Origin of the sequence: Amycolatopsis sp. CA-128772 (genome assembly GCF_002904295.1) — a bacterium.
Lineage (GTDB): Bacteria > Actinomycetota > Actinomycetes > Mycobacteriales > Pseudonocardiaceae > Amycolatopsis.
This window is the reverse complement of the sequence record NZ_PPHG01000005.1, coordinates 99247-119683: the sequence shown is the minus strand read 5'-3', so window position 1 is coordinate 119683 and position 20437 is coordinate 99247. Positions and strand designations below refer to the sequence as shown.

At 71.1% G+C, this 20437-nt stretch carries 17 protein-coding genes; 3 read left to right on the top strand and 14 right to left on the bottom strand.

Going from position 1 to position 20437, the window contains the following annotated elements; translation table 11 throughout:
* Positions 1–108: 108 nt before the first annotated feature.
* The 4 genes from C2L59_RS02125 to C2L59_RS02110 form a co-directional block, all read right to left on the bottom strand.
* Positions 109–2739, bottom strand: a complete 2631-nt coding sequence (locus tag C2L59_RS02125; RefSeq protein ID WP_103347805.1) for a fibronectin type III domain-containing protein — start codon at positions 2737–2739, stop codon at positions 109–111.
* Between the two features lie 94 nt (positions 2740–2833).
* Positions 2834–3577, bottom strand: coding sequence for a ferredoxin reductase (locus C2L59_RS02120; protein ID WP_103347804.1), 744 nt, complete (start codon positions 3575–3577; stop codon positions 2834–2836).
* Entirely contained in the window at positions 3547–4146 is a 600-nt protein-coding gene (locus C2L59_RS02115; protein ID WP_103347803.1) for a sulfite oxidase-like oxidoreductase, read from the bottom strand. Before C2L59_RS02115 ends, C2L59_RS02120 begins: the two co-directional genes overlap by 31 nt.
* Before the next feature lie 29 nt (positions 4147–4175).
* A complete protein-coding gene (locus C2L59_RS02110; protein WP_103347802.1) occupies positions 4176–4784 on the bottom strand; it encodes a pentapeptide repeat-containing protein in 609 nt (202 codons plus the stop codon).
* A gap of 43 nt (positions 4785–4827) precedes the next feature.
* On the opposite strand from C2L59_RS02110, the gene C2L59_RS02105 reads away from it, so the two are divergent.
* The 3 genes from C2L59_RS02105 to C2L59_RS02095 all read left to right on the top strand — a co-directional run bounded on the left by C2L59_RS02105 (position 4828) and on the right by C2L59_RS02095 (position 7410).
* A complete protein-coding gene (locus C2L59_RS02105) occupies positions 4828–5760 on the top strand; it encodes an ornithine cyclodeaminase family protein (RefSeq protein WP_103347801.1) in 933 nt (310 codons plus the stop codon).
* Between the two features lie 548 nt (positions 5761–6308).
* Positions 6309–6563 (top strand): hypothetical protein, encoded by a 255-nt coding sequence (locus C2L59_RS02100; RefSeq protein ID WP_020643997.1) that lies wholly within the window; start codon positions 6309–6311, stop codon positions 6561–6563.
* A gap of 76 nt (positions 6564–6639) precedes the next feature.
* Positions 6640–7410 carry a hypothetical protein gene (locus C2L59_RS02095; protein ID WP_233223226.1) on the top strand — a complete coding sequence of 257 codons (771 nt, stop codon included), beginning with the start codon at positions 6640–6642 and terminating at the stop codon, positions 7408–7410.
* 156 nt (positions 7411–7566) lie between these two features.
* Here the strand turns inward: C2L59_RS02095 and C2L59_RS02090 are convergent, their stop codons facing one another.
* The 10 genes from C2L59_RS02090 to C2L59_RS02045 all read right to left on the bottom strand — a co-directional run bounded on the left by C2L59_RS02090 (position 7567) and on the right by C2L59_RS02045 (position 20385).
* The gene (locus C2L59_RS02090; RefSeq protein WP_103347800.1) at positions 7567–8127 is read right to left on the bottom strand and encodes a hypothetical protein; all 561 of its coding nucleotides are present in this window, start codon (positions 8125–8127) and stop codon (positions 7567–7569) included.
* Positions 8124–9725: a VWA domain-containing protein gene (locus C2L59_RS02085; protein WP_103347799.1), complete on the bottom strand. Its 1602-nt coding sequence runs from the start codon at positions 9723–9725 to the stop codon at positions 8124–8126. The genes C2L59_RS02090 and C2L59_RS02085 overlap by 4 nt, the downstream gene beginning before the upstream one ends.
* Entirely contained in the window at positions 9722–10849 is a 1128-nt protein-coding gene (locus tag C2L59_RS02080; protein ID WP_103347798.1) for a toxic anion resistance protein, read from the bottom strand. Before C2L59_RS02080 ends, C2L59_RS02085 begins: the two co-directional genes overlap by 4 nt.
* A gap of 1 nt (position 10850) precedes the next feature.
* On the bottom strand, positions 10851–11924 hold the full coding sequence (locus C2L59_RS02075; protein WP_103347797.1) for a hypothetical protein: 1074 nt from the start codon (positions 11922–11924) through the stop codon (positions 10851–10853).
* A gap of 82 nt (positions 11925–12006) precedes the next feature.
* Positions 12007–13500: a carboxylesterase/lipase family protein gene (locus C2L59_RS02070; RefSeq protein ID WP_103347796.1), complete on the bottom strand. Its 1494-nt coding sequence runs from the start codon at positions 13498–13500 to the stop codon at positions 12007–12009.
* The gene (locus tag C2L59_RS02065; RefSeq protein ID WP_103347795.1) at positions 13500–14921 is read right to left on the bottom strand and encodes an ATP-binding protein; all 1422 of its coding nucleotides are present in this window, start codon (positions 14919–14921) and stop codon (positions 13500–13502) included. The genes C2L59_RS02070 and C2L59_RS02065 overlap by 1 nt, the downstream gene beginning before the upstream one ends.
* Positions 14918–16570: a response regulator gene (locus C2L59_RS02060; RefSeq protein ID WP_103347794.1), complete on the bottom strand. Its 1653-nt coding sequence runs from the start codon at positions 16568–16570 to the stop codon at positions 14918–14920. Before C2L59_RS02060 ends, C2L59_RS02065 begins: the two co-directional genes overlap by 4 nt.
* 10 nt (positions 16571–16580) lie before the next feature.
* A complete protein-coding gene (locus tag C2L59_RS02055) occupies positions 16581–17507 on the bottom strand; it encodes a ribonuclease Z (RefSeq protein WP_103347793.1) in 927 nt (308 codons plus the stop codon).
* Positions 17508–17520: 13 nt separating this feature from the next.
* Positions 17521–18075, bottom strand: a complete 555-nt coding sequence (locus C2L59_RS02050) for an HdeD family acid-resistance protein (RefSeq protein WP_103347792.1) — start codon at positions 18073–18075, stop codon at positions 17521–17523.
* A gap of 135 nt (positions 18076–18210) precedes the next feature.
* Positions 18211–20385: an RICIN domain-containing protein gene (locus tag C2L59_RS02045; protein ID WP_233223224.1), complete on the bottom strand. Its 2175-nt coding sequence runs from the start codon at positions 20383–20385 to the stop codon at positions 18211–18213.
* Between the last annotated feature and the right edge of the window lie 52 nt (positions 20386–20437).

Sequence of the window (20437 nt, the reverse complement as noted above, 5' to 3'; positions counted from 1 at the left end):
CGGCGCGGCCCGTTACGGTATCGCCGTGCTCGCCGCCGGGCGCTCCCCCAGCCGAGGCACCTCGCCGTGTGCTCGCGCGCGGGCCGCCGCCTCACCCGTTGCGGTTCCCTACTGCGTCGTGGCCGTGAAGGTTGCCGCCGGGCCGGTGCCCGTTGCCGTGATCGCCGCCACCGTGAACGTGTATGCCGTTGCCGGTTCGAGGCCGTCCACCACGCGGGTCATGCCCTTGACCGTCGGCTGGGTGACCAGCGTGTCGCGGCCTTCCACCGCGATCGTGCGGCCGTCGGACACCGTGATCACGTAGCCGAGCACCGGGGTGTCGCCCGCCGCGGCCGGGGGGTTCCAGCGGATCGAGGCCGCCGTCGAGCTCGGCAGGGCGCGGGCGTTCGTCGGGGCTCCCGGCAGCACGCCCGGCTTCGGGCCGGGCGTCACCGGGGCGGCCGGCAGGGAGGGCTCGCTCGTGCCGGACGCGTTGCGCGCCGCGACCGTCACCGTGTACGCCGTCCCGTCCGTCAAACCGGGCACTTCCGCGTACGCGCGCTTCGCAAAGTCGGCCGCCGAAATCGCTGCCTGGTAGGTGCGGCCGCCGCCCGTCGCCGTCACCACATACTCCCTCACCGGGGCGTTGTTGAAGGCGAACGTCGGGTTCCAGGTCGCGTACAGCCTGCCCGAGACCGCGAACGTGCCGACCCGCGACGGTGCCTCCGCCGGGGCGCGGCCGCCGACCTGGCGGGTGAGCAGCTTGCGGTACGCCGGTTCGAGGCCCGCGTTCGCGACGATCGCGGGCGGTGCGTCGGCCGGGCGGGCCAGGAGCTGGTTGCCGCGGGTGATCGCGCCCTTGTCGGTCTTGTCGCGGTCACCCTGTTCCCAGTAGTTGCCCTCGATCAGCGTCGGGTCGTTGTTGCCGAGGTCGTCGCGGTAGTCGACGTGCACCGTGCCGACGTTGGCGTACGCCATGTCGTAGAGGACGTTGCCGCGGATCGTCTCGTACGTGTTGCCGTTGTCGGTGTAGACGCCCTTGCCGAGGCCCCACTGGCCGTGGATCACGTTGCCGGTGACCTTTTCGCCGTCGTCCAGGGAACTGCCGGTGATGCCCTGCGTGTAGACGCCGCCCCCGTCGTCGAGCATCAGCATGTAGTCGAAGATCAGGTTGTCCGAAACGACGTTGTCGTGCGAGAGGTTCGGCGTCGCCGGGCGCTTGATCTTGTCCGGCCAGCCGCCCCAGCCCACCGAGATCGCCGAGTAGCCGACGTGGTCGATCTGGTTGTGGGCGATGGTGTTCCGCACGGTGTAGCCGTTGACGACCGGCACGCCGCCGTGGAATTCGCGCGGCAGGCCGTAAAGGTGGTTGTCGGTGACCTGGACGTCCCGCACGACGTCCGCATCGGTGTCCGTGAGCGGTTTGCCGACCCCGCCGATCTGCACGCCGTTGCCCGAGATGTCGGTGAAGACGCCGCCGCGCACCTGGGATTCCTTGGTGCCGTCGAGCAGGTCCAGCCCGGCGCCACCGAGGTGGGCGAACACGCTGTCGGCGAATTCGATGCGCTGTCCGTGCGAAACGGCGACGTTCGCGGGCTCGCGCGTCCACGAGGCGTAGGGGCAGGTGCCGCCGGGGACGAACTGGCACAGGCCCTGGACGGCCCAGCCGCCGGCGCCGGTGATCGTGTAGCCGGCCTGGATTTCCGAGAACCCTTCCGGCGACGACGGCGTCAGCCACGTCGCGTACGAGTAGCGCAGCCCGCGGAAGGCGACGTCGTGGATCGGCGCGGCGGCCGTGCCCTTCGCGTCGAGCAGCTTCTCCAGCACCGGCACCTCGACGTCCGCGCGGCGCAGGTCCTGGCCGGGCCTCGGCAGGTAGTAGACGGCGTGCGCGGACCGGTCGAGGTACCACTCGCCGGGGGTGTCGAGCAGCTCGAAGGCGTTCTCGGCGTAGGTCGGGTGCCGCCCGTTCGTCAGGTCGGCCGGGCCGACCATGTTCACGCTGCGGCCGGGGATTTCCGGGAACAGCACGCGTTTCGTCGAGTTGTCCCAGCACGGCTGGGCCATCGTGATCGTCGTGCCCTCGGCCGCGGCGAGCGGGCAGCGCGGCTCGGTCCACTGGCCGAGGCCGTCGCGCTGGATGTTCCACAGCGCTTCGCCGGCGGTGTAGACGAACTCGACGTCCTTCGGGTTGCGCCAGTGGGCAAGGGTGTCCGCGCTCGCGGTGTAGCCGGTGGCGGTGGCCTTGACGGTCACCGGCAGCGGACCGCGGGCGCGTTGCTCGCGGACGCCGTCGACGTAGAGCTGCCGGGTGTTGTCCAGGCCGGCGGGCGCGGGCGCGGCGAACAGCCCCGGCCGGCCCGCGACCGGCCGCCAGCCGGTGACCCGCACGCCGCCGTTCAGCTCGGTGTCGCCGCTGCCCTGCCAGATGACGCGGTGGCCGTTGCCGCCCGAGTCCCGCGCGTCCAGCCGCAGCGGCGCGGCGAGCCGGAAGACGCCGGGCGCGAGGTGGACGGTGAGGTCCCGCGTCAGGTGCGGCGTCCGCTGCCGCACGAGGTCGCGGGCCCGGTCGAGGGTCCGGACGGGACGCGCCGCGGTGCCGGGCGCGTGATCGGATCCGGCGGGCGAGACGTAGACGTCCCGGCTCACGGCGCCGGGATCGGCCACGGCCGCCGGTCCGGTCGTGGCGAGCAGCGCGCCCGCCCCCAGGAGAGCGGCCACCACGGTGCGTCGCCGCGTCGAGCCCCACTTGGTCAGCATGGAGGAAACATAGGATCTCTCGACGGCAATGTCGATATTTTCCCGCTCACCGGGGCACGAGGTCACCTATTCATCGGATGCCTGGTCGGGCCCCTCAGTCGCGGCTGGGTCCGAAGCGTTCGGTCCGGATCCGGTGCGGGTCGTGGCCGAGGGCGACCAGGATGTCGGCGACCGTCTCCACGAAACCGGTCGGGCCGCAGACGAAGCAGGACGCGCCGAACTCCGCGGGCCAGCCCGCCGTGTTGAGCGTCGCGACGTCGATGCGCTTGGGGATGCCGAGACGGCCTTCGGGCAGTTCGCGCGTGTAGACGTAGGTGACGTCCACGCCGGCGACCGGCGTGCGCAGCTCGTCGGCGTAGTACAGCTCGGCCGGGGTGCGCAGCGAGTAGACCAGCTTGAACGGCGTCCGCACCCCCGCGGCGCGCCGGGCGCGGATCATCGCCATCAGCGGCACGATCCCCGAGCCGCCCGCGACGAGCAGCACCGGCGCCGGATCGGCGGGCCGCCAGGCGAACCAGCCGCCGATCGGACCGCGGATCTCGACGGGGTCGCCGATCGCGTACGGCCCGGCGAGGTGTTCGGACACCTCGCCGTCGGCCACGCGCTGCACGGTCAGCTCGATCCGGTCGCCGTCGGCGGGCGCGGCGAGTGAGTAGCTGCGCTGCGCGCGGTAGCCGTCGGCGGCGGTGAGCCGGACGTCGACGTGCTGCCCCGCGAGGTGCCCCGGCCAGCCGGGGAGGTCGAAGACGAGCGTGCGCGCCGTCGGCGTCTCGTCGCGGAAGCCGGCCAGGCGGGCGACCCGCCAGGCTAGTCGCCCTGATACCGCTGTTCGCGCCATGGATCCCCGTAGTCGTGGTAGCCGGCGTTCTCCCAGAAGCCCGGCTCGTCCCGGGTCTTCAGTTCCAGCCCGCGAACCCACTTCGCGGACTTCCAGAAGTACAGGTGCGGCACGAGCAGCCGCGCCGGGCCGCCGTGCTCGGGTGTCAGCGGCTTGCCGCCGTACTCGTAGGCGATCCAGGCCTGGCCCTCGAGCAGGTCGGCCAGCGGCAGGTTCGTCGTGTAGCCGCCGTAGGCGTGCACCATGACGTAGTCGGCCTCGGTGTCGAGCCCGCCGACCAGCGTGTCGATCGAGACACCGCGCCACCGGGTGTCCAGTTTGGACCACTGGGTGACGCAGTGGATGTCCACGGTGGGCTTCTCGCTGGGCAGGGCCATCAGTTCGGCCCAGCTCCAGGCGTGCTTCTCACCCGTCTCGGTGGTGACGGTGAATTCCCACGTCTCGGTCCGAACGCGCGGGGTCGGGCCCGCGGACAGCACGGGGAAGTCCTCGGCCAGGTACTGCCCGGGCGGCAGCCGCGGGTTGCCGCTGCGAGCCCGGCCGTGGAAACCCGGTGTCACGACACCCATGCGGCACTCCCTTCCCGATCGCGCCGAGCCTACGCCCGGACGTGCAATCCCAGCGACGTGACGAGCACCGCAGCCTGTTCGGGTGACACGATCGCGCCGGCCAGCTCGGCGCTCAGCGGGTCGAGCGCCGAGAGGTCACTGCCCCGCAGCTCGGCCTTGGGCAGCTTGACGGCGTGCAGCATCGCCCCGGACAGGTCGACGTCGGCGAACACGGCGCCGCCGCAGTCCGCCCCGGTGAGGTCGGCTTCGCGCATCCGCACCCCCTGGAAGGTGACGGTCCGCAGGTCGGCGCCCGCCAGCCCGGCGAAGGACCAGTCCCCGCCACTGACCCGCAACGGCCGCAGCTCGCACTCGGTGAACGTGGCGCCGACGAGCTTGCACCCGCTGAATTCGGCGTCGAAGAAGTTGCACCGCGTGAAGGCGCAGCCGGTGAACGCCGAGTCCGTGTGCCGCGACGCGTTGAAGCGCACGTTCCCGAACACGCAGTCGGTGAAGACGGAGTTCCGCGTGACGGCCTCCGAGAAGTCGACCTCGCGGAACTCGCACCGCACGTAGTGCCGCCCGGTGATCTCCTCCCCGTACCAGTCGTCGCGGACGAACCGCTGCTCCTCGACGGGCTGTTGCGTGGCCTCGGACATCCCGCCAGGCTAACGGCAGACCCGACACCGGAGGGGCCACCGCATGCTCGACGCCGACGACGTCCGCCGAGCCGTCCCGATGCCGGCGGCAGTGGCCGCGGTCCGCGAAGCGTTCCTGGAGCTGGCGGCCGGCCGTTTCGAGGTACCGCAACGCTTGTCGTTCGCGGGCGCGACGACGCTCGTGATGACCGCCTGCCACACCCCCTCGTCGACAACGGTGGTGAAGACGCTCAACCTCGTCCCGGGCCGCACCCCGATGATCCTGGGCACGCTGGTGTGGAACACGGCCGAGGGCCAGGTGGTCGCGGACGCCGTGGAGGTGACCGCGTTGCGCACGGGCGCGGTCACCGGCGTCGCAACGGACCTGCTGGCCCCGCCCTCGGCGAGCCGGCTGGCCCTCCTGGGAACGGGCGCCCAGGCGGCCGACCAGGTCCGCGCGGTGGCCGCAGTACGCCGGTTGAGCCGCGTGTCGGTGTTCGGCCGTGATCTTTCGCGCGCGCAGGCGTTGGCGGACGGGTTGAGCGCCGAGTTCCCGGAGGTGGCGGTGCAGGTGGCGCGCCGGGCACCGGACGCGGTTTCCGACGTGGACGTCGTGTGTTGCGCTACTTCATCGAGTACTCCTCTCTTTGCGGTCGGCGACTTGCCCGAACGGGTGCACGTGAACGCGATCGGGTCCTACCTGCCGTCCATGCGGGAACTGCCGGCCGAGTTGCTGGCTACCGCGGGATGCGTGGTGGTGGACCAGATCGGCGCGGCGATGGCGGAGGCGGGCGAGGTGATCCACGCGGTGGAGACGGGTTTGCTGGGGCGTGGCGACTTGCTCGAGCTGGGCGATGCCTTGGGGAAACCGCCGGCGGTGGGTGGGCGGACGGTGTTCAAGTCCGTTGGGCTTGCCGTGCAGGATTGGGCGGTGGCCCGCCTGTTGGGTGAGGGACGCGCGGGCGAAGTCCGCCGGCCGGCCGGATCCGGTTTCTAGCCTGGCGGGCTCGCTGGCCCGCTGGGCTCGCTGGGCCGCTGGGCTCGCTGGGCCGCTGGGCTCGCTGAGCCGCTGGCCAGGTTGCGGGGATCCGCGCGGGGGCCAGCGCCCGGCCGGGGCCCGGATCGAGGCGGAGGAGGAGGTCCGGCCTCGGGTCGGCTCGGGGCTTGGGCTTGGGCTACAGGGCTTGGACTCGGGGTTTGGGCTCAGCTCAGCTCGACTCGACTCGGCTCAGCTCGGCTCAGCTCGGGGCTTGGGCTACGGGGCTCGGCTCGGCTCGGCTCGGCTCGGCTCGGGGCCAGAAAACCCAAGGTCTGGGCCTATCCCTGGGCCTATCCCTGGCCGCGGGCCGATGAGGGCCAGCCGACTCGCGCTCGGGTACCCGGCCAGGGTCGAGCTTGCTCACCAACAGTGCCCGTTGACTTCCGGAGAGCAATGGGAGGGGCCGAACGGCGCAATCTTTGGTCTGGAGCGTTTGATCTGTCACCCGATTAGGGAATTTTCGCGGCATGTCTCCTTGGCGAACCACCACCAGACGGAACACGGCCGTGCGGGTCATCACGGCGATCGGCGCGATCTTCGCGGGGATCGAAGTTCTCTACATGATCATGGTGCTCGCCGGTGCGAACGCCGGCAACGCCTTCTTCCAGTTCATCAAGTCACTGGCGGTTCCTCTCGCGTTGTTCTGGCCCGGCCTGTTCCCGGTGGACAGCCCCAGCCTGGCTGTCATCCTCGACTTCGGCCTGGCCGCGGTGTTCTGGCTGGTCGTCACCGGCATCATCGCCCGCTTCGCGGGACGGTGAGCGGAGGCGATCCGCTGACCCCGCCGGGAACCACCCGCCGTCGCCGCCGTCGGTGTCCTTGGGCGACACTGGACGGATGAGCGACGGCAGGTGGTTCGACGGCTGGTCACCCTGGCCCGAGCTGGCCGGCTTGGCCGCGGCCGGGCGTTCCCTGCTCCCGAACGTCCCGGTTACGCCGGCCGCCCTGGTGCGCACGGTCACCGAGCAGCTCGTCGGCCGCAGGCTGACCGCGAAGGTGGGTGACCGCGAGGTCGGCCTCACCCTGGCCGGACTCGACTACCCCGCCGACAGCCTCCGGCTGGCCACCGGGCGCCTCGGCGACGTCCGGATCGTCGCCGAGGACGTGGACTGGCCGGATTCCGAGGCCGGCGACGACGGCGAACCCGGCACCATTCCCCTGCGCCGCGTCACCGTGCTCGCCGAAGACGTCCGCCTCCGCTCGCTGCCCACGCCGGCCGCCAAGCCCGCGCGGGTGCAGCTCGGGATCGCCGTGTCCGCCGACGTGCTGCGGGACCGGGTGGCGAAGGCCCGCCCCGGGATCCTCGCCACCCCGGCCGGCGACGGGCTGCTGCAGATCCGCTGGGCCAAGCGGCCGCACTGGGGCCACCTGACGCTCCGCCCGCAGGTGGCGGACGACGCCGTGGTGCTCGTGCCGCAGACCCTCCACATCGGACGGCGGCAGCTGCGCCCGCCCCGGCGCTTCCAGCCCATCGTGCTTCCCCTGCCGGAACTTCCGCCCGGCCTGAAACTGACGAAGGTGGAGCCGCGGCACGACGAGCTCGTGCTGCACACAGTGGCGGAGGAATGGCCGGACCGCTTTCCCGCATTCCCCTGCCGGATCTGCTGAGCTGGCTGACCACCGCGGCCATGACCCTGACCCTGCCGAAACTCGCTGCGCGCCCATAACGCTCCCCCTTTGCCGTGGTGAACCGAGCCGGCTCACAACGACCAAGCTACTCGAACGCGCGTTCGAACATCATCACTCACAGGGGTGGAACCCGGCTCAGGCGTCCCGATCCCGCAGGTACCGCGTGTGGTCGGCCTGCCGATCGACCTCCGCCGCGTAGAACCGCTCGGCCACCCGGTGCGCCTCCGCCTCGAGCAAAGCCAGCTGTGCCACCAGTTCCTCGCCCGCGCCGGCGCGCCGGGCCGCGAACCACCACGGCAGGTTGAGGTAGGTTTCCAGCGACAGCGGCAGATCCGTGCCCGCCAGCCGGACGACGGCGTGCTGCAGATCGGGATCCGCCGCAAGCCGCGAAGGCCGCGAAAGCAGGTCACGCAGCACTTCGACGATCCGGCCGACCGTGTCCACACAGGACGCCGGAAGGCGGGACGCCGAGACCGTGGCCTCCAGCTCGTCCAGCGACTGCCGTAGCGCAACCGACGAGTCGGCGACGAGCCGCACCTTCTCCCCCGGCGCCAGCAAAGCGCCCGCGGCGTAGAGCGCCACCACGACGAACGGCCAGAACCACCCGACCGCCCCCACCAGGTACAGGCCGACGCCGACCAGCCCGCCGACGCAGCCGGCGAGGTTCTTGGTCGTTCCCAGGTAGCGCAGCATCATTGGTACCCGCGAATCTCCTGGAACACCCGGGACAGCTGGACGTCGCGCGCGTCGAACACCTTGCCGCCGGTCCGCGTCGCGACCTGGGTCAGCTCGTCGCTGCTGCCTTCGCCGAACAGGACCGTGAACACCGGCACCTGCCTCACCGCGGCCGGCAGCGACCCCAGGGACGCCAGGAAGTCCGGCAGCGACGACCCGTTCGCGTTCTCCCCGTCGGTCATCAGCACGATCGAGGTGAACCGGTCCGGATCCGCGGCCGTCAACGGCGCCAGCACCTGGTACCCGCGGGAAAGGCTGTCGTAGATCGCCGTCCCGCCACGAGCCGAAAGCCCCTCGGCGAACGCCTTGATGCGCGCCAGCTCCACCGCCGGGTTTTCCGGTGGCACGGTGAACGTCCGCGGCGCCGCCGGCCCGGTGCTGAACGGCAGCACGGTCACCTCCTCCCGGCTCCGGAACCGCCGGAACCGGCCGGTCAACGAGGTGTCCGCGCCGGTCAGTCCCACGAGCGCCGAGCGCAGCGCGTCGATCCGCCCGCCCGCCATCGAGCCGGACGTGTCGAGCACGTAGAGCGTCCGCGAGGGCCGCCGGAGCTTGTCGAAGTACGCCGACAGCAACGCGTCGACCGCCTGCTGCGTCGCCGGGAACGGCAGTTCGACGAGGTCCCGCTGCGCGAACTGCGGCCCCAGCGCGACCCCGGGCACGACCGGACGCCGCCCGGTGGTCTCCATGATCCGCTGCTGGACCGCAGGCGTCCGCAGGTGGTCCGCGAGCCGCTGGTGGGCCGAGCGCGCGTCGTCACCGGCGGACGCCAGCAGGGTGAGCGGGTAGTCGGCGGTGACGACGCCGTCGCTCGGGTAGATCAGCGTGAGCGGCTCGGGCAGCTTCCCGGACGCGTTCGCCGACAGCAGCACGGACTCGTAGTTGATCAGTCCGTCGACCCGGTCCGGGCCGGTCGCACGCCGGACGTACGCGTCCGACAGCCAGCCCGAAGAACCCGCCGAAAGCGCCTGGGCCCCGAAGAACTGCGTCAGCTGCGGTGTGACCGAAGCGATCTGCCGGACATCGATCGCGTTGCCCGCGCCGGCCAGCGCCGACGCGACCCCGACCAGCGCCGAGAACCCGGAGTTCGACGCCGACGGGTCGGTCATCCCGTAGCTGAACGCCTTCTTCCCGGCCTGCGCGGCGATCTCGCCCCAGCTGACCGGCCGGCCCGCCCAGCCGAGCCGCTGCACGACCGAGGCGGCCAGGCCGAGCACCACCGGCGAGCTCATGATCTTCACCTGGTTTCCGAGCCGTTTCGCCGCTTCGGGGAGCCCGGCGGGATACCGGTTGGAGGAGAACCACACCGCGTCGTACTTCCCGTCGACGCTGCCGTTCGCCAGCGCTTCGGCGCCCTCGAGGGTCCCCGTGAAGGTGAACTTGACCTTCACGCCGGTGGCCTGGACGGCCTCGTCGAGCACCGGCTGCAGGTCGGCGAGCTCGCTGCCCGCGAGGATCCGCAGCGTCCCCGGCTCCGGCTCGCCCAGCGGAGCCGTCGAAGGCTCGGAACAGCCGGCCAGCAGCAACGCGCTCAAAGCGAGCGCCAGGACCTTCCTCATGCTTCCCCCTCGTGCGAACGGCGCAGGTGGTCTTCGGCGCGGCGGATCTCGCCGGACAGCGACTCGACGGTCGCCGCCATCGCGGTGACGGCGTCGGCGCGGAACCCGTCGATCGCGTCGATCGAGGCGTAGATCCGGTCGAAGGACTGCCGGATCGTCTCGGTCGCAACGGCCGGGTCGCTGCTCGCCCGGCGGATCTCCGCGGACTGCCGGTCCAGCAGCTCGGCGTTGGCGCGGATCAGCCCGTCGGTGGTCGTTTGCAGGGCCGCGACTTCGTCGAGGACGTCCCGCTGGCTCGCCAGCGCCCCGCTGACCAGCAACGCGATTCGCAGCGCGGACACCGTCGTCGACACCGCCCGCTCGACCCCGCGGATCAGCTCGTCGTTGTTCTTGCGCACCAGGTCCAGCGCGAGGTAGCCCTGCGCGCTGACCGCGAGCTGGGTCAGCAGGTCCTGGTGGCGCTGCCGGATCGGGTACAGCACGTCGCCACGCAAGACCTGCGCGCGCCCGGGATCCGCGAGGTCGAACACCGAGGCCTGCCGCTCGATCGCACCGTCGACGGCCTCGGCCAGGGCGGCCGCTTCGGCGAGCTTTCCCATCACCTTCCACAGCCGCTCGCGCTCGCCCTTGATCGCGGCGTTGTCGCGGCGCAGGACGTCCTGGCGGCCGCGCAGGTCGAGGACCAGGGCGTTGACCGGCTCGTTCGCCGCCCGGTAGCGGTCCAGCGCCCGCTTCGCGCCGGCCGCGACCGGGAACATCCCCAGCAGCTTGCGGCCGGTGAGCGGCAGCTTCGCCGGATCGAGCTCGGCGACGGTCCGGCGCAGGCTCGCGAGGCTCGTCGTGACGCCGTCCTGCGGAGCCGTCGTACCGCGCAGGGACCGGTCGAGCATCGTCCCCGCGACGCCGGCCGCCGCGCGCATGTCGGCCTCGCCGACCGCCAGCAGCTCGTCCAGCAGATCGGTGAACTCCGGCGAACGGACGTCGAGGGCTTCGAGCCGGGACGCGAACTCCGAGGCGCGAACGGTGATTTCCGTCCGTGTGTCGGAACCGAGCGTGATCAGCCCGGCGGCCCGCTCGGCCGGGATCGCGGTGACCGGCTCGGGAGGGGTGAGCGCGAAGTCCATGTCAGTACTGCTTGCCGACGGCGTCGAGCAGCCGCTCGAGCGTTTCGAACGACGGCGGTTCGACCGCGTCCACCAGGTCGGCGGGCGCGTGGGCCGGCGCGGCGACCTCGGCGAACAGCTTCGGGTCGGTCGTGCGGAAGCCGTAGGTCGCGGCGAGCCTGCCCAGCTCGGGGTCGGTCGTGAGCAGCTGCCCGACCTTGTCGCCGTCACCCGACAGCGGGACGAGCGTGTGCTTCGAGTACACGGTCGGCGCGGTGTAGAGCATCCGCATGTCCGGCCGGATCGAGCCGTCGCCGCGCACCACGCGGCCGACGAACTGCGACTCGTAGATCAGCGCCAGCGGCGTCTTGCCCATGCCGGCCGACAGGTAGTCCTCGAACGGCCCCTCGGTGCTGTTCTGCGTGTACCCCTGGTCCAGGAACAGCTTCGCCACCGACGGCAGCACCTTCGCCTCCTGCTCCGGCGTGCTGACGACGGCGTTCCCGTTGGCCACGAAGGAAACGATGGACAGGTACATGGCCGCGGAGTTCGACTCGCGCGGGTCGGTCGTGGTGACCAGGACGTTCTTGCGCGCCGGGTAGGCGGTGTTGCCGGGCAGCTGGTCCCAGCGCGTGCCGGCCTGCGCGAGGTCGAGGTACTTCGCGACGTCGAGGACGTCGTAGTCGCCGGCGCCCTTGTGCACCACGCCGTCGGCCCGCAGCAGGGAAACGATCGGCTCGAAGGTCGCGACCGCCATCGGCGACTGGAACGGCGTGTAGACCGTGGTGACCTTGCGGTCGCGCTGGATCTTCTGCGCCGCGGGCGACGACGACGGGAACGCGAACGCGTACTTCCCGAGGTCGACGGTCGTCGCGAGCTGCCGCGACCCGGCCGTGTCGACCTCGACCTTCAGGCCGTGCCGGGCGAAGGCGTCGATGACGCGCTGGTCGGTGAAGAAGGCCTGCTTTTCCGAACCGATCACCCCGCGGACCGTCGCGGCACTGGACGCGGTGCCGTCGCCGCGGCCCCAGATGATCACCCCCGCGACGGCCAGCACCAGCACCACGGCCAGTCCGATCGACACCCGGCGTTTCACGAGCCACTCCCCTCGACGGGCTTTCGCTCATTGGACGCGGGAGCGAGCCGGTTCGAAGTGAACGGCGGGTGAAGGATCGGTCTCAGGTCACCGGGAACCAGGTCCCGGACGCCCATTCCGTGTCGCCCCAGGCTGTTCGCTCGTCGGAGCGTGGGTCGAGCACCAGGTCGGTGTCTTCCCGGAAAACCAGCACCGGCCGGAGTTCGGGGCCGTACGGGGGCCACTCGGGGCCGTCCGCGTCCGCGACGCCGTCGCGGATGAACCGCACCCAGGCGCGGTGGATGAGCAACGCCGCGCGTTCCCGCTTCGGGTTGACGGCGGAACCCTGCGAGGCGAGCGGCAGCGGTGTCTTCCACGCCATCGTCGTCTCGGTGCCGTGGCCGCCGTCGAGCTGCTCGGGGACGCCGGGCGCGGCGATGTCGATGCGGTAGCGGTAGACGGCCGCGTAGGCGGACTGCGCGTCGGCGAGGCGCTGCGTCGGGATGCCGTAGCGCTCGTCGCCCATTGCGGCGATCTTCGCGGCCTTGAGGTCGGGGACGCGGCGAAGATACGTCTCGAGAAGCTGCGAAGCGCCTTTGTCACCGAGAATGCCCTGGAGCACATCGGAAGCCGGAGCGGTCGCGACGTCGTCGCCGAGCATCAGCGCGTACGTGCTGCCCTCGTTGCTGTTGCAGCCCACGAGCAGCGAGACGCCGGCCGCGCTCCCCCGCCGGATCGGCTCGATCGGCACCTCCGGCAGCACGCGGGGGTGCAGCGTCGGGCGCCAGAGCCACAGCGCCTGGAACCCGCTCAGGATCCGCTCCTGCGCCTCGACGAACTCCTTGGCGGGCAACGCCCGCAGCGCGGCGAGGTCGTGGCAGCCGACCTCGTCGAGCAGCCGCCGCGCCAGCGCCGTCCCCGCTTCCGGCGTGGCGACGTGGTCGGCGCCGCCGGAACTGCTGATCGCCTGCGCGAACAGCCCCGTGCCGAGCGGGCTGCCCATCAGGTTCCCGACGCTCTTCGCGCCCGCCGAAACGCCGTAGACGGTGATCCGCGCCGGGTCCCCGCCGAACGCGGAGATGTTGCGGCGCACCCACTTCAAGGCCTCGACCTGGTCGAGGAACCCGCAAACACCGGCGTCCACCTCGGACGAGCCGAAGATCCCGCCGAGGTGCAGGAAGCCGAGCGAACCGAGCCGGTAGTTGACGGTGACCACGACGATCCCGGCGCGCGCGAACTCCTCGCCGTCCCCCAGCTGCTCGCCGTGGCCGACGCGGTAGCCGCCGCCGTGCAGCCAGAACAATACCGGCCAGCCGCCCTCCGGCACGGGGCCTTCGGGCGTGCAGACGTTGAGGTACAGGCAGTCTTCGTCGCAGACGGCCGTCGGGTTCATCGGGTCCGGCGCCTGCATCGCGTGCGGCCCGTACTCCGTCGCGACGTGCACGCCACCGGACAGCGCCGGCGGCTGCGGTGCCTTCCACCGCAGCTCGCCGACGGGCGGGCGGGCGTACGGGATCCCGCGCCACACGCGGACACCGTCGCCCGCCAGCCCGACCAGCGCCCCGAGTTCGGTCGTGACCGTCGGGACGGAAGCCATCAGAGCGAGGCCTGCTCGGCCGTCGGCAGGCAGACCTCGAACCGCGTGTTCCCCGGCTCGGATTCGACGCGCAGGTCGCCCTGGTGCCGTTCGACGACGATCTTCCACGAGATGTCCAGGCCCAGCCCGGTGCCCTCGCCGACCGGCTTCGTCGTGAAGAACGGCTCGAAGATGCGCGGCTTGATGTCCGCGGGAATACCCGGGCCGGTGTCGCCGATTTCGACGCGGATCTGGTCGTTCTCGCCCCACGTGCGCAGCGTCAGCGTGCCGTCGCCCTTCATCGCGCCGAGGGCGTTGTCGATGATGTTCGTCCAGACCTGGTTCAGCTCGGCCGGGTACGCCGGGACCTTCGGCAGGGTGCGGTCGTACTCCTTGACGACCCGGACGCCGCCGCCGATCTTGCCGGACAGCATCACCAGCGTGGAGTCGAGGCCGTCGTGGACGTCGACCCACTGGTGCGGCGCCCGGTCCATCTGCGAGTACTGCTTGGCCTTGCCGACCAGTGCGGAGATCCGGGTGGTCGAGTCCTCGATCTCGCCCATCAGCATCTCGGTTTCGAGCGCGTAGGCGAGCCAGCGGACGGCGCCGTCGATGAAGGTGTCGCCGACCTGCTCCAGGACGTTGTCCAGGTCGGTCGTGGTCAGGCCGGCGCGGACGTAGATGTCGGCGAGGTCCCAGCCGCCGTCGATGCCGCGGTCGTCGAACCAGTCGCCGATCTCGTCCTCGCGGTCGGCCTGCTGCATCGCGGTCAGCTTCTCCGCCTGCGCGACCTGCTTGACCAGGCGTTCCTGGACGTCGATGAGCTGGTAGAGCAGCTCCGGGTCGATGTCCTTCTTGGCCAGGAAGGCGAGCTTGTGCCGCATCCCGGCGACGCGTTCCCGCAGGGCGGACGTGGCCCGGACGGCGGCCGCGGCCGGGTTGTTCAGCTCGTGCGTCAGGCCGGCCGACAGCTCACCGAGCGCCAGCAGCCGCCGCCGCGAGCCGATCACCGTGTCGCTGTTGCGCCAGCCGAGGTACATGCCCTCCAGCAGGTGCGTGGCCATCGGGAACCACCGGCGGAACTCGACCGAGAACTCGGCGGCGGGCAGCGCGAGCAGCGTCAGGTCGCTCAGCGCCTGCACCGAAGCGCCGTAGCGGTGCTCGGCTTCCTGGTGGACGAAGAACTGCGTCGCGCCGAAGTAGGCGCCGCGCTGGTCGGACCGGTTCGTCTCGACTTCGGTGCCGCTGACCAGGCGCGTCATCCGGACGGCGCCGTTCAGGATCACGTAGAAGCAGGTCGCCTCGTCGCCCTCGCGGATGACGAAGGAATCGCCCTCGTACTCCTCGGCCACGGCGTTGGCGGCGACCCAGTCGAGCTGGGCTTCGGAAAGGTGTTCGAACAGGAAGAGGCCGCGAAGCTCTTCCCGCGGCAGTGCGCTCATTGTTCCTCCAGGTACCGGTGTACCAGCGTCACGGCCATCGCGCCTTCGCCGACCGCAGAGGCCACCCGCTTGACTGACTGCGACCGCACGTCACCGGCCACGAACACGCCCGGGATCGACGACTCGAGGTAGTGCGGGTTGCGGTCGAGCGGCCAGCCGGCCGGCCGCTGCCCGGCGGTCAGCAGGTCGGGCCCGGTGCGGACGAAGCCGTGGTCGTCGCGGTGGATGCCGTTGCCGAGCCAGTCGGTGCGCGGGGCGGCGCCGATGAAGATGAACAGGTGCCCGGCCTCGACCGTCTCGGTGACGCCGTTCTCGCAGAGCGTGAGCCGCTCGAGGTGCCCGTCGCCGTGCACCTCCTTGACGGTGGTGTGCGTGCGGACGTGGATGTTGCCGATGCCGGCGATCTGCTCGATCAGGTAGTGTGACATCGACGCTTCCAGGGAGTGGCCGCGCACCAGGATCGTGACGTCGCTGGCGTGCTTGGCGAAGAACACCGCGGCCTGCCCGGCGGAGTTGGCGCCGCCGACGATGTAGACGTGCTCGCCCTTGCACTCGGGGGCCTCGGTCGCGGCCGAGCCGTAGTAGACGCCGCGGCCGGTGAGCTCCTCGACGCCGTCGGCCTCGAGGGCGCGGTAGGTGACGCCGCTGGCGAGGATCACCGAGTGCGCGGCGATCTCGCTGCCGTCACCGAAGGTGATCACCCGCTGTGAGCCGCGGGCCTCCAGGCCGACGACGTCGCGCGCGGTCAGCACCTCGGCGCCGAACTTCTGCGCCTGGCGCCGCGCCCGGTCGGTCAGCTGCGCGCCGGAGACGCCGTCCGGGAAGCCGAGGTAGTTCTCGATGCGCGAGCTCGTGCCGGCCTGGCCGCCGGTGGCCTTCTTCTCGACGAGCACCGTGCGCAGGCCCTCCGAGGCGCCGTACACCGCGGCGCCGAGGCCAGCGGGGCCGCCGCCGATCACGACGAGGTCGTAGAACTCCTGCGCCGGCCGGGTCGACAAACCGACCGCGTCGGCGATCTCGCCGCCCGACGGCTGCTTGAGGACGGTGCCGTCCGGCGTGACGACCACCGGGATGTCGTCCCGGGTGGCGCCGGCGGCCTGGAGCAGGCGCTTGCCCTCGTCCTCGTCGACGGAGTACCAGCGGTAGGGCACGGCGTTGCGCGCGAGGAAGTCGCGCATGTGGAACGACGGCGACGAGTACTTGTGGCCGAGGAGCTTGACCTCCTCGACCGGCCGGTCGCCGACCGCTTTCCAGGTCTCGACCAGGGCGTCGATCACCGGGTAGAGCTTCTCCTCCGGCGGGTCCCACGGCTTGAGCAGGTAGTGGTCGACGTCGACGACGTTGATCGCCTGGATGGCGGCGTCGGTGTCGGCGTAGGCGGTCAGCAGGGCGCGGCGGGCGTGCGGGAACAGGTCCATCGCCTTCTCGAGGAAGGCGATCCCGTCCATCTGCGGCATCCGGTAGTCGGCGAGGATGGCCGCGACGGCGTCGCCGCGCAGCTTGATCTCGCGCAGCGCGTCGAGGGCGTCCGGGCCGGAGTCGGCGCGGATGACGCGGTAGTCCTTGCCGTAGCGGCGCCGCAGGTCACGGGCGACCGAACGGGACACGGCGGGATCGTCGTCGACGGTCATCAGGATCGGCTGGCTCACGACATGCAGCCTACGGCGCTTCCTGCTCCGTTGGGGAGGAGCGCCGTTTCGGCACCTGGACCCGCTCCAGGTCCTCGGCCACCACGATCTCGCCGCCGAATTCGGCCCGCGCCTCCTCCTCGAAGCGGTTCGGATCGGGGTAGCGCTGGGAAAAGTGGGTCAGCACGAGCTGCCGGACGCCGGACTCGGCGGCGACGCGCGCGGCCTGCCGCGCGGTCAGGTGGCCGAAGTCCTTCGCCAGCGAGGTGTCCTCGGCCAGGAACGTTGCCTCGATCACGAGCATGTCGGCGTTTTCGCTGAGGGCGTACACCGCGTCGCAGAGGCGGGTGTCCATCACGAACGCGAACCGCTGGCCGGGCCGCGGCGTGCTGACGTCTTCGAGTCTCGTGGTGCCCAGGCGCCCCTCCCGCTGGAGCCGGCCGACGTCCGGGCCCGCGATGCCGCGTTCCTGCAGTTTCCCCGGGAGCATCGTGCGGCCGTCGGGCTCGGTCAGCCGGTAGCCGAACGCCTCGACGGGGTGGCTCAGGCGCCGCGCCTCGAGGGTGAACTTCCCGGTGGCGACCGGGCCGTCCCCGGCGATCGGTTGTTCCCGCAGGTCGGCCTGCTCGTAGAACGCCGTCGCGTGCCGCATCCGCTCGAAGTAGTGCGCGCCGGACGCCGGGAAGCAGGCGTGCACCGGGTGGCTGACCTTGTCCAGCGAAAGCCGCTGGATCACGCCGGGCAGGCCGAGGCTGTGGTCGCCGTGGAAGTGCGTGATGCAGATCCGCGTGATGTCCGTGGCGGCGACGCCGGCCCGCAGCATCTGGCGCTGGGTGCCTTCGCCGGGGTCGAAGAGGAGGCCCTCGCCGTCCCAGCGGAGGAGGTAGCCGTTCTGGTTGCGGTGGCGCGTGGGCACCTGGGACGCGGTGCCCAGCACCACCAGTTCGCGGGTCGACACCCCCGCACGGTACTCAGCCGGCGAGTTTCCGGAGGCGGAAGGCCAGCACCAGCAGCATGATCCCGTAGAGCAGCGCGTAGATGCCGACGAGCAGGGCGATGCCGTACGCGCCGGCGATCGGGTTGATCACGATGAGGATGCCGGCGAGCACGGAGATCGCGCCGGCCGCGATGAGGAACGCCTCGCCGCGGATCTGCTTGCGCAGCCGGACCGCCGCGGCGATTTCGGCGATGCCGGTGATGATCGCCCAGAAGCCGACCAGCAGGGCCAGCAGCAGGACGGTGATGCCGGGCCAGACCAGGACGAGGATCCCGGCGATGATGCCGAGCGCGCCGAGGATGCCGTAGGCCACCCGGTGCCCGGTGTCACCCGGGCGGAACGCCTGCATCAGGCCGCCGATGCCGTCGACGATCGCGTACACGCCGTACAGGATCGCCAGGACGAGCACGGTAGCGCCGGGCCAGATCAGCGCGAAAAGCCCGAAGAGCACGGCGAGCACGCCGCGGACGGCGGCGATCGGCCAGGCTTTGCGGGGTTCGACGACGGTGAACGCTGCGAAAGAGGTCATCTGCCGCTCCCGGATCGATTGGGGACCTCAGTATCGCGACGATTACCCCTGTCCGGCTCCTCGAACACCCCGTTCGGGGGTATCCACAAAGGACCGGCGTGCGCCGCGGCCGCCACCACGGCGCACGCCGGTGATTCAGGGGTAACTCACCAGGTTGACGGCCTTGGTCCCGGACGGCGTGGCCGGGCCGGTGCTGTTGATCACGTGCGTGATCGTGCCCTGGTAGTTGAGCGACACGGTCACCATGTCGTGGAACCGGACACCCGGCGTGTTCGGCGCCTCGTACGCGTGGGCGCTTGCCACGGACGGGTTGGTGCTGAAGTAGCAGTAGCTGCCCAGCCCCCACGCTTCGTGACTGGTGACGTTCGGGCTCACCTTGTAGGCGGAGAAGCCCGGCGTCGAGCCGTTCATCCAGCTGGCCTGGTTCGGCACGTCGTAGGGCATCTCGTTCTGGAAGAAGTAGGTACGGCCGCCGTTGCCGTTCCAGACGACCTGCGTCTTCTGGTAGTGCTCGACGAAGAGGCCGTACATGGTGACGTCGTTGCCGTTGACGACCAGCCCGGTGTCGGCGGTGTTGGTGGTCCAGCCGACGTACTCGTTGCGCTCGGCGTGGTCGGCGCGCCAGATCCACATGTGGTCGCCGATCACGTTGCTGCTGTTGACGACCAGGCTGGTCGTCGCCTTCCCGACGGCGGCGCCGCCGATCCGGAAGAAGACGTCGTGCAGCGACGTCGGGTTCGCGGCGTGGTTCACGGTCGAGCCGGCCGGGCCGACCTGCATGAGCGTGGCCGAGCTGGTCGTGCCGGCGTCGATCAGCAGGCCGGCGAGCTTGACGCCGTCGATGTCGTCGACGGTCATCGCGGTGATGCCGTTGTCCGGGACGAGCGTGGCGATGCCGAGGCCGAGCACGACGGTGTCCGGCCGGGTGACGCGCAGCGTCTGGTTCAGGTGGTAGACACCGGGCGTGACCAGCAGGTTTTTGCCGACGGCGAGCGCGGCGTTCAGGTCCGCGGCGGTGGCGCCGGGCTTGGCGATGTAGAACTGGTCGATCGACAGCGATGTGCCCGGTGCGGCGCCGTTCGCCCAGCTCGTGCCGGCCGCGTTGGCCTTCACGCCGGGGACGAACACCTGGTACTTGCCGGCGCCGTCGATGTAGAGGAACGGCTTCTCGCGCACGACCGGCGTCTGCGCGACCGTGGTGTAGGGCGGAGCCGGGAAGGTGTTGGCGGGCGCGCCCTGGACGCCGGCGAAGACCATGTTCCAGTTCGAGCCGTTCCAGCTGCCGAACTGCGAGTTCCGGGAGATCCACTGCTGCTGCGAGCCGGACCGCACCTGGCCGTCGATCTTCGTGTCGGAGATCCAGCCGCCGCTGGCCCAGCCGCCGTCGTCGAGCTGCAGGTCACCGCGGACGTGCATGCGCCGGTAGGGCGCGGCCTGGCTGACGGCCCACCGGTCGGCGCCCCCGTTCGGGGTCACGGACAGGTTCTCGGCGCCCCGCCAGAAGTTCTGGGTGGCGTTCTGCGGCGGGAACCAGTCGGCCTCGACGTGCACGGCGCCGTTGATGTTGACGGCGTCGGGGCTCAGGCCGAGGCCGAGGACCTGGGTGTAGAAGCCGACGTTGACGTCGTTGGCGTAGGTGCCCGGCTTGAACATGACGGCGTAGCGCTGGCTGCCGAACTGGTTGCGTTCCTGCTGGGAGAAGATGCTGTTCAGCCGGCTCTGGATGGTCGAGCTCGGCATGGACGGGTCGAAGACGACGACGTTCGGGCCGAAGTCGGGCTGTCCGGGCTGGCTCGTGTTCACGGGGGTCAGCATGAAGGACTGGGCGGCGGTGCCGTTGCAGGCGTACTGCTGGAGCTGGACATCGTTGCCGGAAGCGCCGGGAACGTCGAGGCACTTCCCGCTGTGGCGGCTGACGAAGTGGTACCGGCCCCCGCCCTCGTCGACGGCCTGCCACTGCTGGTTGGCCCCGCTCGAGTAGGTCCAGAGCTGCACGAGCCCACCATCGGCGGTCGAGACATCGGTGACATCCCACGCGGCGGCCGGGTTGGTGCGCGCGTTCACCCGGAAGTAGCCGTCCCCGGTGGCCTGGAACTGCCATTGCTGCGAGCTGGTCTGGTTGCAGGAGTACTGCTGCACAACGGTCCCATCGGCACCGCCGGCCCCCCGGGCATCAACGCACTTCCCGCTGTTGGCGCCGGCCACGGTGTACCACCCATCAGGGGTGACCGCGGCGTGCGCGACGGCCGTGGTGCCCCCGGCCAGGACTGATGCTGCCGCAAGGAGCGTCAGCAACCGCCGTCTCGTCATCGAAGCCTCCTCTGCCGCATTCGCGGCGTCATCGAGAGGTGTGCCCGGAGTT

Excerpts from the sequence above, each read along its gene's own strand:
- C2L59_RS02125 (WP_103347805.1), bottom strand. The coding sequence starts at position 2,739 with ATGCTGACCAAGTGGGGCTCGACGCGGCGACGCACCGTGGTGGCCGCT.
- C2L59_RS02120 (WP_103347804.1), bottom strand. The coding sequence starts at position 3,577 with ATGGCGCGAACAGCGGTATCAGGGCGACTAGCCTGGCGGGTCGCCCGC.
- C2L59_RS02115 (WP_103347803.1), bottom strand. The coding sequence starts at position 4,146 with ATGGGTGTCGTGACACCGGGTTTCCACGGCCGGGCTCGCAGCGGCAAC.
- C2L59_RS02110 (WP_103347802.1), bottom strand. The coding sequence starts at position 4,784 with ATGTCCGAGGCCACGCAACAGCCCGTCGAGGAGCAGCGGTTCGTCCGC.
- C2L59_RS02105 (WP_103347801.1), top strand. The coding sequence starts at position 4,828 with ATGCTCGACGCCGACGACGTCCGCCGAGCCGTCCCGATGCCGGCGGCA.
- C2L59_RS02095 (WP_233223226.1), top strand. The coding sequence starts at position 6,640 with ATGAGCGACGGCAGGTGGTTCGACGGCTGGTCACCCTGGCCCGAGCTG.
- C2L59_RS02090 (WP_103347800.1), bottom strand. The coding sequence starts at position 8,127 with ATGATGCTGCGCTACCTGGGAACGACCAAGAACCTCGCCGGCTGCGTC.
- C2L59_RS02085 (WP_103347799.1), bottom strand. The coding sequence starts at position 9,725 with ATGAGGAAGGTCCTGGCGCTCGCTTTGAGCGCGTTGCTGCTGGCCGGC.
- C2L59_RS02080 (WP_103347798.1), bottom strand. The coding sequence starts at position 10,849 with ATGGACTTCGCGCTCACCCCTCCCGAGCCGGTCACCGCGATCCCGGCC.
- C2L59_RS02070 (WP_103347796.1), bottom strand. The coding sequence starts at position 13,500 with ATGGCTTCCGTCCCGACGGTCACGACCGAACTCGGGGCGCTGGTCGGG.
- C2L59_RS02065 (WP_103347795.1), bottom strand. The coding sequence starts at position 14,921 with ATGAGCGCACTGCCGCGGGAAGAGCTTCGCGGCCTCTTCCTGTTCGAA.
- C2L59_RS02050 (WP_103347792.1), bottom strand. The coding sequence starts at position 18,075 with ATGACCTCTTTCGCAGCGTTCACCGTCGTCGAACCCCGCAAAGCCTGG.
- C2L59_RS02045 (WP_233223224.1), bottom strand. The coding sequence starts at position 20,385 with ATGACGAGACGGCGGTTGCTGACGCTCCTTGCGGCAGCATCAGTCCTG.